Raw genomic sequence first — 16,508 nt, forward strand, 5'->3', positions numbered from 1 at the left:
TTCCTCAAAGCTCTAGCACGCATTCAGAGACGGATTTGCCTGATCCACGAAGGAGTCGCACGTGGACAGAAGATTCGCCAAGAAAACCTTTACCGCTCGTTTTGCACCCTTGCCGCTGGCCGTCAGCATGGCGGCAGCCGGGATGGTTTCCGGATTCTTCAGTCCACAGGCGCAGGCCCTGTGTACAACAGTCGGCTCGACAATTTCCTGTACTGGCATCACCGTGGGCCTGGTCACCTCGACCAGCAACCTGACGGTCAACGTGCAGAACGGCGCGCAGATCTATCCTGGCGTTATCGATACGGTCAATGCGGTGTCGCTCACCGGTACCGGCACTACCGTGAACAACGCCGGGCGTATCGACCCTTCGCTGCTGCCGGGCCTGGTTTCCCTGGCTTCCGGTCTTAACCTCAGCAATGCCGCTGGCAGCACGGTGCTGGTCAACAACCTCTCCACCGGCCAGATCATGGGCACGTCCAGCCTGCTCGGAGCAAACCTGCTGGGCCTCGGCGGGATCGGCCTGGTGGTGCAGAACGGCGCGGGCGGCACCACCACGGTGAATAACACCGGCCTGATCAGCGGCGCTGCGCTGCTCAGCGCCGCTGTACTGCCGGAAGACATGGCCGTGATCGCGCTGCGCGGCGGGGCCAGGAACGTGCTGACCAACAATGCGTCCGGCCTTATCACCGGCCGCGTGGCGATGCAGGCGTCGGCCGCAGGCAACACCTTCACCAACGCCGGTACGGTCACCGGCAGTATCAACTTGGGTGCCGGTGCCGGCGCCAACACCTTCAATGCCATCACCGGTTCCGTGATGAGCGGCGGGGCGGGGGTCGGCGTCGATCTGGGTGTGCTCGGCGGCCTTGGCCTCGCCTACGTGGCGGCGGGTATCGTCAACGGCGGTACCGCCAACAACGGCAACACGCTCAATCTGCATAACGCCATCGGTGGCGGCGTCGGGCTGACGGGCTCTGGCACCATCGACGGCAGCAAGTACGTCAATTTCAGCAACCTGAATATCACCAGCGGTACCTGGTCCCTGACCAACCAACTGTTCGCGGGCGGCACCGTCAACCCGGCGGTCACGCTCAACGGCGGCCTGCTCAATGTGGACAGCGCGGCCCTCACCGGCGCAACCATTACCGCCAACGGCGGCGGCCTCGGTGCTGCGGTAGCGGGTGCCACGGTGAGCAACGGCATCACCCTCGGTACCAATGGCCTGCTGGTCAGCAACAGCGCCAATGGCCTGGTCCTGTCCGGCGTGCTCACCGGTGCCGGCGCCCTGACCAAGACCGGCACCGGCAACCTGACCCTCAGCGGTGCCAATGACTTCAGCGGCGGCACCACCCTGGCCGCCGGCACCCTGACCCTCGGCAATGCCGCGGCGCTTGGAGCCCAAGGCTTGAACGTCACCGGCGCCAGCACCCTGGCGAACTCGAGCGCGTTGTCCGTGAACAATGCCATCCTGCTCAACGGCGCCAACCTGACGGTGAACAGCGGCGCTGCCCTGACCCTGGGCGGGGCGATCAACGGCACCGGCTCGCTGACCAAGACCGGCACCGCCGACCTGACCCTGAGCGGCGCCAACAACTTCGGTGGCGGCCTCAACATCAACGCCGGCAAGCTGATCCTGGCCAACGCCGGGGCCACCGGCGGCGGTACCATCACTGCCGGCGTCGGCGGCACGGGGGCGCTGGACACCAGCACCGCCCAGACCCTGACCAACCTGATCCAGCTCAACGGCAACCTGACTCTGACCGGCAGCAACGACCTGACCCTGGTAGGCAAGATTTCCGGTACCGGCGGGCTGAACAAGGCCGGGACCAATACCCTGACCCTGAGCGGTGCCAACGATTTCACCGGCAACTCGACGCTGGGTGGCGGCACCCTCATCCTGCAGAACGCTACCGGCCTGGGCACCGGTCAACTGACCCTGAGCGCCAACTCCAGCCTGGATGCCAGCGGGCTCTCGCTCGCCAATAACATCAACCTGGCGACCCGCAACCTGACCCTGACCAACAGCACCGCCACCACCCTGGGCGGCGTGCTCAGCGGCACCGGTTCGCTGATCAAGGGCGGCGCTGGCGACCTCACGCTGGCTGGCGCCAACGCCAGCTACAACGGCGTCGTGCAACTGACCAACGGCAGGCTGGTGATCGCCAACGACGCCGCCATCGGCATCGGCAGCCTGCGGACTTCGGCCAACACCACGCTGGACAGCGATGCCTCGCGCACCATCAACAACGCCGTTCAGTTGCTGGGCAACCTGAACCTCGCCGGCAGCAACGACCTGGCCATCAACGGCAGCATCTCCGGTAACGGCGGGCTGACCAAGAACGGCTCGGCGACCCTGACCCTCGGCGGCGCCAGCACCTATGTCGGTGGTACCCGTCTTAACTCCGGTACCCTGGTCCTTGGCGGCAATACCTCGCTGGGCAACCCCAATAGCCGGCTGACCGCCGCAGCCAACACCACCCTGGATGCCAACACCGCCGTTTCCATCCTCAACCGCGTGGACCTCGCCGGCACCCTGACCATCGGCGGTACCTCGGCCCTCGGCCTGAATGGTGTGATCGACGGTGTCGCTGGCGCCGGCCTGATCAAGAACGGCACGGCCGACCTGATCCTCAACGCGGCCAACACCTACAGCGGCGATACCCAGCTCAACGCCGGGCGCCTGGTCGTCGGTAATGCCGGCGCGCTGGGATCGGGCAGGCTGCTGGCCAATGCCGGAAGTACCCTGGACGCCAACACCGCGCTCAACCTCGGTACGGCCATCACCCTCAACGGTGCAGTCAACGTCGGTGGCACTGCCGACCTGACCCTGAGCGGGCTGATCGATGGCACCGGCAGCCTGGTCAAGGTCGGTCCGACCAACCTGACCCTCACCGGCACCAACACCTACAACGGCACCACGCTGCTCGGCGGTACCCTGGCCCTGAGCAACGCCGGCGCCATCGGCAGCGGCGATATCACCGTCGGCGGCGTGTCCACCCTGGTGGGCACCACTGCGCTGGCGCTGGCCAACAATGTCCACCTGAACTCCGTCCTGAACCTGCCGGTCGGCAGCAACGCCCTGACCCTCGATGGTGTCATCGACGGCACCGGCAGCCTGAACAAGACCGGCAGCGGCACCCTGACCCTGAATGGCGTCAATACCTACGGCGGCGGCACAGTGCTGGCCGCCGGTACCTTGGCGGTGGGCAACGGCAGCGCCCTGGGCAGCGGCACCCTGAGCACCGCCGCCGGCACCACCCTGGATACCGCCGGCCCAATGACGCTCGGCAACGCCCTGAGCGTCAATGGCCAACTGAACCTGAGCGGCAGCAACCCGCTGACCCTGACCGGCAACATCAGCGGCACCGGCGGCTTGAACAAGAACGGCGCCAGCATCCTGACCCTCAGCGGCAACAACAACTACGCCGGGCTGACCAACCTCAACAGCGGCACGCTGGTGCTGGGCAGCAACACTGCACTCGGCATCGGCCTGCTCAATGCCGCAGCCAATACCGCGCTGGATTCCAGTACGGCCGTGGCCCTGACCAACCAGGTCAACCTGGGCGGCAACCTCACCATCGGCGGCAGCGCCGACCTCGCGCTGAACGGCCTGGTCACCGGCAGCGGCGGGCTGACCAAGAATGGCGCCGGCGTGCTGACCCTGGGCGGTGCCAATACCTTCCAGGGTGGTAGCCAGCTCAATGCCGGCACCCTGGTGGTTGGCAACAACACCTCGCTGGGGCTCGCCGCCCTGACCGTCGCCGGGCCGGCAACGCTGGACAACAGCGCCTCGGTCATCCTCAACAACCAGGTCACGCTCAATGGCGACCTCACCCTCGCCGGCAGCAACAACCTGGGCCTGAACGGAAGCCTGGGCGGCAGCGGCAACCTGATCAAGAACGGCGCAGGCAACCTGCTGCTCGGCGGCGTCAACGCCGGGTTCAGCGGCAACACCCTGCTGAACGCCGGTCTCATCGCGATCAGCGCCCAGAACGCGCTGGGTTCGGGCACCCTGATCGCGGCGGACGGCACGGGGCTCAATGCGCTGGCCGGGGTGAACCTGGCCAATGCCGTGATCCTCAATGGCGCGCTGTCCGTCGGCGGCACCGGCAACCTGGGCCTGGGCGGTCCCATCACCGGCACGGGCAGCCTGGTCAAGAGCGGCAACACCACCCTGACCCTGAGCGGCACCAACGACTATCTCGGCGGTACCACGCTGAACGCCGGTACCCTCAACATTGCCAGCGCCGGAGCCATCGGCAGTGGCGACCTGACCATCGCCGGCGCGTCCAGCCTGACCACCAGCGGCGCGCAGATCCTGGCCAATGCCGTGCACCTGAATGCCGGCCTGACCCTGCCGGGCAGCGCCAACCTGACCCTCAACGGCGTGCTCGACGGCCTCGGCAGCCTGACCAAGACCGGCACCGGCACCGTGACCCTGAACGGCGCCAATACCTACGGCGGCGGTACCCTGCTGACCGGCGGTACCCTGGTGGCAGGCTCCAATACCGCGTTGGGCAGCGGCACGCTGACTGCCGGCGCTGGCGCCTCGCTGGATGCGAACAAGGCGGTGAGCCTGGCCAACGCCGTGGCCCTGACCGGCAACCTCAACGTGCTCGGCGGCAGCGACCTGACCCTGGCCGGCGACATTGCCGGCGCGGGTGGCCTGACCAAGACCGGCAGCGCCACGCTGACCCTTTCGGGCAACAACAGCTTCGCCGGCCCGGTCAACCTCAACGGCGGCACCCTGAGCCTGGGCAGCAACACCGCGCTCGGCCTCGGCGTGCTCAACGCCAGCGGCAACGCGATCCTCAAGGCCGCCACGGCCGTCAGTATCAACAACCAGATCAACCTCAACGGCGGCCTGATCCTGGGCGGCAGCGCCGATCTGTCGCTCAATGGCCTGGTCACCGGCAGCGGTGGCCTGACCAAGCAGGGCACCTCGACCGTCACCCTGAACAGCGCCAACACCTATGGCGGCGGCACCACCCTGGCCAGCGGTACCCTGATGCTGGGCAACAGCCAGGCTTTGAGTGGCGGCGCAATTACCGTGACCGGGCCGGGCACGATCGACAGCCTCAGTGTCATCAACCTGGGCAACGACATCACCCTGAATGGCGCGCTGAGCATGGGCGGCAGCGCCGACCAGACCCTCAGCGGCGTGCTCAGCGGCGCCGGCTCCCTGACCGCCAACGGCCAGGGCAACCTCAGCCTCACCGGGGTCAATACCTTCAGCGGCGGCACCTTCCTCAGCGCCGGCAGCCTGACCCTCGGCAATGCCGGCGCCCTCGGCAGCGGTCGCCTGACCGTTACCGGCGCTTCGAGCCTGAACAACACTTCGCCGCTTGCCTTGGCCAACAACGTCACCCTGGGCGCCAACCTGAACCTCACCGGCCACAGCGACCTGACACTCAATGGCGTCATCGACGGCGCGGCCGGCCTGGTCAAGAGCGGTGCGGGCAATCTGACGCTCAACGGCGTCAACACCTACCTCGGCGGCACTACGCTCAATGCCGGCACGCTGACCTTGGGCAATGGCCTTGCCCTTGGCAACGGCAACCTGAACGTCACCGGTGCGGCCACCTTGAACAACAGCGCGGCCTTCGCGCTGGGCAACGGCATTAACCTTGGCGCCGACCTGACCCTGACCGGCAACAACGCCCTCAACCTGGGCGGCGTGATCAGCGGCAGCGGTGGCCTGGTCAAGACCGGCAGCGCCGATCTGATCCTCAGCGGCGGCAACAGCTTCACCGGCACGGTGGACATCCTCTCCGGCAGCCTGACCACCCTGGGTACCGGCTCGCTGGGCAATACCTCGGGTGTGAATGTCGCCACCGGCGCGCAACTCAACCTCGGCGCCAGCGCCACGATCGGTGGCCTGAACGGCGGCGGTGCGATCGCCCTGGGCAACAACACCAGCCTGAGCGTCGGCAGCGGCAACCTCGGCGGCCTGTTCAGCGGTGCGATCTCGGGCAACGGCAGCCTGGTCAAGGTCGGCAGCGGCAGCCTGCAACTGGCCGGCAGCAACACCTATACCGGCAATACCCAGGTCAATGGCGGCGTGCTGAACGTCAGCGGCACCCTGGCCGGCGGCCAGGTGCAGGTCAATACCGGCGCGACCCTGACCGGCAGCGGCAGCATCGCCGGCCCGGTGAATATCGCCGACGGTGCCCACCTGGCGCTGAACAGCGGTGCGCAGCTCGGCGTCGGTTCGCTGGTGCTCAATGGCAACTCCAACCTCGATGTGGGCCTCGGCTCGCCATCCACCGGCGGCACTTCGCTGCTCTCGGTGGGCGGCAACCTGACCCTCGACGGCAACCTCAATGTCAGCGATATCGGTGGCTTCGGTGCCGGTATCTATCGCCTGATCGACTACACCGGGACCCTCACCGACAACGGCCTGGTGATCGGCAGCGTGCCGGGCAGCGTCCAGCCGGGCGACCTGCAACTGCAAACCGCGATCGGCGCGCAGGTCAACCTGCTGGTGGGCGGCGCCAATGGCAGCGTGCTGTTCTGGGATGGCACCGGCACTGCCAACGATGGTGTGATCCAGGGCGGCAGCGGTACCTGGGATGCGGCCAGCACCAACTGGACCACGGTCAATGGCACCGGCAACCGCGACTGGAGCAGCAACTTCGCGGTGTTCCAGACCCCGGGTGGCACGGTCACGGTCAATGGCACCCAAACGCTCACCGGTATGCAGTTCACCACCGACGGCTATGTGCTCAACGGCCCGGGCGCGCTGCAACTGGTCAACAACAGCAGCGGCAATACCACTTTCCGTGTCGATCCGAACGCCACCGCGACCCTCAACCTCGGCCTGACCGGCAGCGGCCTGTTGAACAAGGTCGACGGCGGTACCTTGGTACTCAACGGCCCGAACAGCTACACCGGCGGCACCGTGCTCAATGGCGGCACCCTGGTGGTCGGCAATAACGCTGCGCTGGGTAACGGGACCCTGGTCACTGCGGCCAACACCACCCTGGACAGCAACACCGCGGTCACCTTGGGCAACAACATCGGTACCTTCGGTGCGCTCAACCTGACCGGCAGCAACGACCTGGTCCTGAACGGCCTGGTCACCGGTGGCGGCAGCCTGGTCAAGAACGGCAGCGGCACCCTGACCCTGAATGGCGCCAACGCCTACGTCGGCGGCACCACGGTGAATGCGGGTGCGCTGGTGCTGGGCAACGACACCGCCCTCGGCAGCGGCGCCCTGCACGTAGCCGGCGCGGGTGTCAGCCTGGACAACAGCCCGGCGCTGACCCTGGCCAATGCCATCGACCTGGGCAACAGCCTGACCCTGGCCGGCACCAGCGACCTGACCTTGAACGGTGTGGTCAGCGGCGCAGGCGGGCTAATCAAGAATGGCGCGGGCAACCTGGCCCTCAACGGTCTCAATACCTTCGGCGGCGCAACCACCCTGGCGGCCGGCTCCATCACCGTCGGCAACGGTGCCGCGCTGGGCAGCGGCGCGCTGAACGTGACGGGTGCTGCCAGCCTGAACAACAGCGTCGGCGTTGCCCTGGGCAATGCCGTCAACCTCGGTGCCGACCTGACCCTGCCGGGCACTGCCAACCTGACCTTGAACGGGGTGATCGCCGGTACCGGCGGCCTGAACAAGGTCGGCAGTGGCGTGCTCACCCTCAATGGCGCCAATGCCTACCAAGGTGCGACCAACCTGGCGGCGGGTACCCTGGTCGTCGGCAATGCCGCGGCCCTGGGCAGCAGCCAGCTGACTGCCGCAAACGGCACGGCGCTCGACAACAACACCGCCCTCAGCCTCGCCAACGGCATCACCCTGGCGGGCAGCCTGAACGTGCTCGGCAGCAACAACCTGACCCTGGCCGGCACCCTCGATGGTGCGGGCGGCCTGGTCAAGAGCGGCGCGGGTGTGCTGACCCTGACCGGTAATAACAGCAATACCGGCACCACCACCCTGAGCGGTGGCACCCTGGTGGTCGGCAGCAACACCGCGCTGGGTGCCGGCAGCCTGGATACCGCCGACGGCGTAACCCTCGGCACGCTCGCTGCGACCCTGCTGAACAACGCGGTCAACCTCGGCGGCAACCTCAACCTCACCGGCACCTCCGACCTGACCCTGGCGGGCGTGATCAACGGCGCGGGGGGCCTGACCAAGAACGGCGCGGGCAACCTGACCCTGACCGGCGCCAATGGCTACACCGGCCCGACCAACCTCAACGCGGGCACCCTGACCCTCGGCAACGATGAGGCCATCGGCACCGGCAGCCTGAATGTTGGTGGCGCTTCTACCCTGGCCGGCAGCACGGCCATCAACCTGGGCAACGCCGTCAACCTCGCGGCGCTGCTGACCCTCAACGGCGGCAACGACATCACCCTCAACGGCGCCATCGGCGGCACCGGTGCGTTGCTGAAAACCGGCGCGGGCACCTTGACCCTCAATGGCCCTGGCAGCTTCAGCGGTGGCACCAGCCTGGCCGGCGGCACCCTGCGCCTGGGCGACAACACGGCGCTGGGCAACGGCGCCCTGAACGTCACTGGCGCCGGAACCTTCCTCGATGCGGCCAACAACAGCGGCATCGCCGTGGCCAACGCCATCGCCCTGGGCGGCAACACCCTGACCCTCGGCGGTGGCAACGCACTGACGCTGAACGGCAACATCACCGGCACCGGCGGCCTGGTCAAGAACGGCCTGGCCGAGCTGACCCTGGGTGGCAACAATACCTTTGGCGGTGGCGTGCGCCTGAATGCCGGTACCCTGACGTTGGCCTCCCAGACCGGGTTGGGCAACGGCGCCCTGACCGCCGCCGGCGGCATCCTCAACAACACCGTCAGCGCCAGCCTGGGCAACGCGGTGCACCTGGTCGGCAGCCTGACCCTCAGCGGCGCGCAGAACCTGGCGCTCAATGGTGTGATCGACGGCACCGGCAACCTGGCCAAGACCGGCACCGGCGACCTGCTGCTGACCGGCAGCAACACCTATACCGGCAACACCTTCCTGCTCGGTGGCACCACCACCGTTGGCAGCAATACCGCGTTCGGTACTGGCTCCGTCAACACCGGCATCGCCAGGCTCGACAGCACCTCGGCCGTGACCCTGGCCAACAACTTCAACCTGCTCGCCGCCCTGACCGTAGGCGGCAGTTCCGACCTGACCCTGGCCGGCACGCTCGCCGGCACCGGTGGCAGCCTGGTCAAGAATGGTGCCGGTACCCTGACCCTGAGCGGCAACAACACCTACACCAACGGTACCGTGCTCAACCAGGGCACCCTGGCGGTCGGCCAGAACGGTTCGCTCGGCTCCGGCAACCTGACCGTCGGCGGCACCTCCACCCTGGTGGCAGCCAACAACGGCCTGGCCCTGGCCAACGGCGTTCAGCTCGATGGCGGCCTGACGGTCGGCGGCAGCAACGACCTGAGCCTGGGCGGCGTCATCGCCGGCAACGGCAGCCTGACCAAGGCCGGCACCGGTACCCTGACCCTCAACGGCGTCAACACCTGGAATGGCGGTACGGTACTCAACGGTGGCACGGTGGTAATCGGCAACAACGCCGCGTTCGGCAGCGGCGCGATCACCGCCAATGCCGCCACCACCCTGCGCAACAACCAACTGCGCATTCTCGGCAATGCCGTCGCGGTCAACGGCGACCTGACCCTGGAGACCAACAACGAACTCCAGCTCGCCGGCGCGCTCAGCGGCAACGGCACCCTGACCAAGACCGGCAGCGATGAAGTGCTGCTGCTGTCCGCCGGTACCTTCACCGGTAGCGTCAACGTACTGGGCGGCTACATCACGGCGATCGCCGCCAACTCGCTGGACACCCTGGCGTCTGCCAACCTGGCGGCCGGCGGCGGCCTGACCACTGCTGGCGATATCACCATCGGCAGCCTGACCGGTGCCGGCCAGCTCAACCTGTCCAATGCCGGACGCCTGAGCGTGGCCGGCAACAACCTGGACAGCCTGTTCGCCGGCTCGCTGGCCGGCAACGGCGGCCTGGACAAGTTCGGCGCCGGTGTACTGGAACTGTCCGGTACCAGCACCAACTCCGGCGTCAACAACGTGAAGGCGGGCACCCTGAAGGTAACCGGTGCGCTGAACGGGATCGGCGGTGTGAACGTCGATGCCGGCGCGAGCCTGACCGGTACCGGCAGCATCGCCGGCACCACCACCATCGCCGATGGCGGTACCCTGGTGGGCAACAGCGGCGAGACCCTGAGCTTCGGTTCGCTGGTGCTGTCGCAGAACAGCAACCTCGACCTCAACCTCGGCTCGCCGGTCACCGGCGGCACCTCGCTGTTCAATGTCGCCAGCGCGCTGACCCTGGGCGGCTCGATCAACATCGCCGACGCCGGTGCCCTGGGCAACGGTGTCTATCGCCTGTTCACCTACGGCGGCGGCCTGACCAACCTGGGCATCGGTTTCGGCAACCTGCCCAACGGCGTGGACGTTACCGAACTGTCCCTGCAGACCGGCCTCGCCGGCCAGGTCAACCTGCTGGTGAACTCGCCGAACCTGATCATGCAGTTCTGGGACGGTGTCGATACCACCAACAACGGCCTGATCGAAGGCGGTAGCGGGGTATGGGACGCCACCACCAGCAACTGGGTGCTCGGCGACGGCTTCAGCAACGATACCTGGCTGAATCAGTTCGCGGTGTTCATGGGCGCTACCGGCACCGTCACCGTGGATGGCCCGCAGTCGGTCAACGGCATGCAGTTCATGACCGATGGCTACCAACTGGTGGCGGGCACCAATGGCTCGCTGGATATCAACAACCGTAACGGCACCTACTTCGCCGTTCGTACCGACGCTGGCGTCACGGCGACCCTGGACCTGCCGCTGACCGGCACTGGCACCTTGAACAAGCTGGACACCGGCACCCTGGTGCTCAACGGTGATAACAGCTACAGCGGCGGCACCACCCTGAGCGGCGGCACCCTTGTGCTTGGCAACGACAACGCCCTGGGCACGGGGGCGCTGAGCACTGCCACCGGCACCACGCTGGACAGCAATACGGCGGTTGCCATCGGCAACGCCGTGGCCGTCACCGGCCAGCTCAACCTGGCCGGCAGCAACGACCTGACCCTCAATGGCGTGGTCAGCGGCAACGGCGGCCTGGTGAAGAACGGCGCCGGGGTGCTGACCCTGGGCAACGTGAACACCTTCCTGGGCGGCACCACCCTCAATGCCGGTGGCCTGGTCCTCGGCACCGACGGTGCGCTGGGCGCTGGCGCGCTGACCGCGGCCAACGGCACTACGCTGGACACCCTCGGTGCGGTCACCCTGGGCAACACCGTCAACCTGGCCGGCAACCTCCAGGTACTGGGCAACAACGACCTGACCCTGAGCGGTCCGATCAACGGTGCCGGCAGCCTGACCAAGCTGGGCGCCAACACCCTGACCCTCAACGGGCTGAATGCCTTTACCGGAGGCCTGAACCTGGCAGCCGGCCAACTCAGGCTGGGCAATGCCGGGGCGCTGGGCAGCGGTACCCTGTCCGTCACCGGGCCGTCCCAACTGGATAACAGCAGCCCAATGGCCGTGGCCAACAACGTGTTGCTGGCTTCCGGCGCTTCCGACCTGACCCTGGATGGCAGCAATGACCTGACCCTCAACGGCGTGATCTCCGGCAACGGCCGCCTGCTGAAGAACGGTCTTGGCAAGCTGACCCTCAATGGCGCCAACAACTTCGTCGGCGGCGTGACCGTCAACAGCGGCGACCTGACCCTGGGCAATGCCTTGGCACTGGGCAGCGGCGCGTTGCGCATCACCGGCACCACGCTACTGGACAACACCAGCGCCCTGGTGCTGGCCAACGATGTCGAGGTCGACAGCACGCTCTCGGTCGCCGGCAACAACGACCTGACCCTCAACGGTGTGCTCAGCGGCAACGGCACCCTGAACAAGAACGGCCTGGCCAACCTGACCCTGGGCGGTACCAATACCTTCGCCGGTATCCTCAACATCCTTTCCGGCAGCCTGACCGCCACCAACGGCGGCGCCCTGGGCAACCCGGCGCAGATCAACCTCGGCAGCGGGGCCTTGCTCAACCTCAACGGCAACACCAACCTCGGCGCCCTGCAAGGCAGCGGTGACGTGAACGTGGCCGCCGGCAACACCCTGACCCTCAGCGGTGGTGCCTTCGCCGGCTCGTTGAGCGGCGCGGGCCTTATCGACAAGGTGAGCATCGACACCCTGACCCTGACCGGCAGCAACAGCCACAGCGGCGCGACCACCATCAGCAATGGCAGCCTGGTGGTGGACGGCAGCCTCGACAGCGCCACGGTTTCGGTCGGCAACGCGGCCAACCTCGGCGGCAGCGGCGACCTCGCCGGCGCGGTAACCGTGACCAGCGGCGGCAACCTGAACCTGCAGAGCGGCAATACCCTCAACGTCGGCTCGCTGGTGCTGGACAGCGGATCCAACCTCAACACTGCCCTGGGCGCAGCGCTCGCAGGTGATCCGGCGCTGATCAGCGTCGCCGGCAACCTGACGTTGGGCGGCAACCTCAACGTTACCGATTTCGGCGGCTTTGGCGCCGGTGTCTACCACCTGGCCGGCTACGGCGGAACCCTGACCAACAACGGCCTGACCATCAACAGCCTGCCGGGCACCGTCAATCCGGGAGACGTGCTGGTACAGACCGCCGTCAGCAACCAGGTCAACCTGGTGGTCGGCGGCGCCAGCAACGTGCTGTTCTGGGATGGCAGCGAGACGGTCGGCAACGGTGCGGTACAGGGCGGCTTCGGTGTCTGGGACAGCACCAACAGCAACTGGACCAGCGCCGACGGCACCCTCAACCGGGCCTGGAACAATACCTTCGCGGTGTTCCAGGGCACGGGCGGTACCGTTACGGTCAACGGCAGCCATGCCATCACCGGCCTGCAGTTCGCCGGCAACGGCTACACCCTCAACGGCGGCATCGGCGGTGAACTGCTTACCAGCGCCGGCGCCACCAACGTGCGGGTCGATAGCGGCAATACCGCGACCCTGGGCGTAGCGATCAACGGCGCAGGGACCCTGACCAAAGTGGATGGCGGCACCCTGGTGCTCAATGGTGCCAACGGCTACACCGGCGGCACCGCACTCAACGGCGGCACCCTGGTGGTCGGCAATAACGCGGCCCTGGGCAGCGGCGACCTGACCGCCGCCGCCGGCACCACCCTGGACAGCAACACCGCAGTGGTCCTGGCCAACAACACCGTTCTCAACGGCGGTCTGAGCATCGGCGGCAGCCATGCCCTGACCCTCGATGGCGTGGTCAGCGGCAGCGGCAGCCTGACCAAGAACGGCAACGCCAACCTGACCCTGAACGGCATCAACACCTACGGCGGCGGCACCGTGCTCAACGGCGGCAGCCTGACCCTGGGCAACGATGGCGCCCTGGGCAGCGGCGGCCTCAGCGTGACCGGCGCCTCCGTGCTGGACAGCACGGGCGCGCTGCAACTGGCCAATGCAATCAACCTGACCTCGCAGCTGACCCTCGCCGGCAACCAGGACACCAGCCTCAGTGGCGTCATCAGCGGCACCGGCAGCCTGGTCAAGAACGGCAACGGTTCGCTGACCCTGGCGGGTGCCAACAACTACAGTGGCGGCACCACCATCAACGCCGGCAGCGTGACCGGTGACACCACCAGCCTGCAGGGCGCGATCCTTAACAATGGCGCGTTGACCTTCGCGCAGAATACCGATGGCACCTACGGCGGCAGCCTCACCGGTTCGGGCACCCTGACCAAGTTCGGCGCTGGCCGGCTGCTGCTCACCGGCAACAGCGGCTTTACCGGCAATACCCTGGTCAGCGCCGGCAGCCTGGTCAACAACGGCACCCTGGCCAGCGCCAACGTGCAGGTCGCCAGCGGCGCCAGCCTGGGCGGCAGCGGCACCTACAGCGGCACCGTCACCATCGCCGATGGTGCCAACCTGAACGCCGGCAGCGCCACCGCACCGCTGAGCGTGGGCAACCTCAACCTGTCGTCCGGCAGCAACCTGAACTTCGACCTCGGTGCGCCAGGTGGTTCCACCACCCTGGTGTCGGTGGCGGGCAACCTGGTGCTCGACGGTACGCTGAACATCAGCAATGCCGGTGGCTTCGGCCTTGGCGTGTACCAGTTGTTCACCTACGGCGGCAGCGTCACCGACAACGGCCTGGTGTACGGCAGCCTGCCGGGCACCACCTTGCCGGCCGACCTGACCCTGCAGACGGCCATTGCCAACCAGATCAACCTGGTGGTGGGCAGCGACACCGCCCTGCAGTTCTGGAACGGCAGCAAGACGGCGGCCGACGGCACCATCAGCGGTGGCAGCGGTACCTGGAACAGCAGCAGTAGCAACTGGACCAACACCACCGGCACCACCAGCAACGCCTGGGCCAACCAGTTCGCGGTGTTCGGCGGCCCGGCCCCGGTCAACACCCTGTACTCGGTCACTGTAGAAGGCCAGCAGACCTTCACCGGCATGCAGTTCCTGACCGATGGCTATGTCCTGAGTGCAGGCGCGGGCGGAGCCCTGGCGGCCAGCGGCAGCCAGGCAGCGATCCGCGTCGGTACCGGCACCGCAACCATTTCGGCGCCGCTGGTCGGCACCGGTGGTATCGAGAAACTCGACGCAGGCACCCTGGTACTTACCGGCGCCAACACCTACACCGGCGGCACCACCGTCAGTGGCGGCACGCTGATGGGTAACACCACCAGCCTGCAAGGCAACATCGCCAACAACGCCAACCTGGTGTTCGAGCAGGCCACCGCAGGCCAGTTCCGCGGCATCCTCAGCGGCAACGGCAGCATCGTCAAGCAAGGTACCGGCGACCTGCTGATCGTCGGCAGCCAGCCGTTCAACGGGGCCTTCGCGGTCAACCAGGGCAGCCTGACCGTGGGCAATGCGGCCAACCCGGGCACCGTGTTCGGCGCCCAGGTCACCGTCGCCAATGGCGCCGGCCTGACCGGCACCGGTAGCGTCGGCTCGGTGGACAACCATGGCACCGTCGCCACCGGTGCCAATGGCGCCAACCTGAGTGTGGCGGGCAACTTCACCAACGCCGCCGACGGCACCCTGGCCGTGAGCCTGTCGCCGGCGACCACCAACTACCTCAACGTGGGTGGCACGGCGAACCTGGGCGGCAGCCTGCAGGTGGGCAACCTTGGCGGATACACCGGCGACAGCCAATACACCCTGGTGTCGGCTACCGGCGGGGTCAACGGCACCTTTGCCAGCAACAACCTGGACAACCTGACGTTCCTCGATACCACGCTCAACTATGGCGCCAACGCCGTGACCCTGAACGTGGCGCGCAACGGCACCGCCTTCGCCAGCGTGGCGCAGACCGACAACCAGCGTGAAGTGGCCCAGGCCCTGGACAGCGCGTCGGCGCCGGCCAGCCTGCGCAGCACCATCATTGGCTCCAGTGCCGGCGATGCGGTGGCGGCGTTCGAAAGCCTGTCCGGCGAGATCTACGCCAGCACCGCGACCGTGCTGATCGAGGACTCGCGCTACATCCGCGACGCGGTCAATGACCGCATGCGCGATGCCGGCTGCAGCGACGAGCAGGACCCGCGCCGCACCCTGGCACCCAACAGCAACCAGCAGACCACCGGTCGTGGTTGCGGCGGTGAAGGGGTAGGCTGGATCCGTGCCGTGGGCGGCTGGGGTGACTACGACGGCGGCCACAATGCGGCCAACGTCAAGCGCGACCTGTCCGGCTTCCTGATCGGTTTCGACAACGACCTCAACGACCAGCTGCGCGCCGGTATCGCTGCCGGTTACACCAACAGCAGCATCAGCGCCAAGGGCAAGCCGCAGGACGCCTCGGTGGACAGCTACCACCTGGCGGCCTACCTGAGCTACCAGATGGACGCCCTCGCCGCACGCCTGGGCGCCGGCTACACCTGGCACGACATCGACAGCAAGCGCTACGTCGAGGCCGGCAGCTACAGCGAACGCCTGAAATCGAGCTACAAGGCGCGCACTGCCCAGGTGTTCGGTGAAGTGGGCTATGCCATCGATGCAGGCAACGGCGTGGCGCTGGAGCCGTTCGCCGGCCTGGCCTACGTCAACTACGACAGCGACAAGGCCCGCGAGAAAGGCGGGGCAGGGCGCCTGGAGGGCGATACCCAGCAGGACAACGTGTTCTCCACCGTCGGCCTGCGGGTTGGCAAGTCGTTCACCCTGGATAACGGCGCGACCGTCACGCCACGCGGCAGCCTCGGCTGGCGGCATGCCTTCGGCGACACCAAGCCGGACGCGGACCTGCGCTTCATCGAAGGCGGTGCCGGGTTCAGCAACTCCGGTGTACCGATCGCCAAGGATGCAGCGGTGGTCGAGCTGGGTGTCGACATGAACGTCGGCCCGATGAGCAAGGTGGGCGTGGGTTACTCCGGCCAGTTGGCCAGCGAAAGCCGCGACAACGCGGTGACCGTGAGCTTCAGCATGGAGTTCTGACAAGCGTCTGACTCGAGGGCCTCATCGCTGGCTTGCCAGCGATGAGGCCCTCAAGTCAAATCACCAAATTGCTGTATTGTCCCGGTTTCATCTC

Annotated in this window: 1 protein-coding gene; it reads left to right on the forward strand. The window is 67.1% G+C overall.

The genetic code is table 11. From position 1 onward, the window contains the following. Nucleotides 1-142 precede the first annotated feature (142 nt). The gene (locus ACPFMA_RS04795; protein ID WP_425930573.1) at nt 143-16,414 is read left to right on the forward strand and encodes an autotransporter-associated beta strand repeat-containing protein; all 16,272 of its coding nucleotides are present in this window, start codon (nt 143-145) and stop codon (nt 16,412-16,414) included. The last annotated feature ends 94 nt before the right edge of the window (nt 16,415-16,508 follow it).

The sequence above is a fragment of the Pseudomonas sp. NyZ201 genome (assembly GCF_049860765.1).
Classification (GTDB): Bacteria; Pseudomonadota; Gammaproteobacteria; order Pseudomonadales; family Pseudomonadaceae; genus Aquipseudomonas; species Aquipseudomonas bharatica.

Coding starts and splice junctions, on each gene's coding strand:
- ACPFMA_RS04795 (WP_425930573.1), top strand. CDS start 143: ATGGTTTCCGGATTCTTCAGTCCACAGGCGCAGGCCCTGTGTACAACA.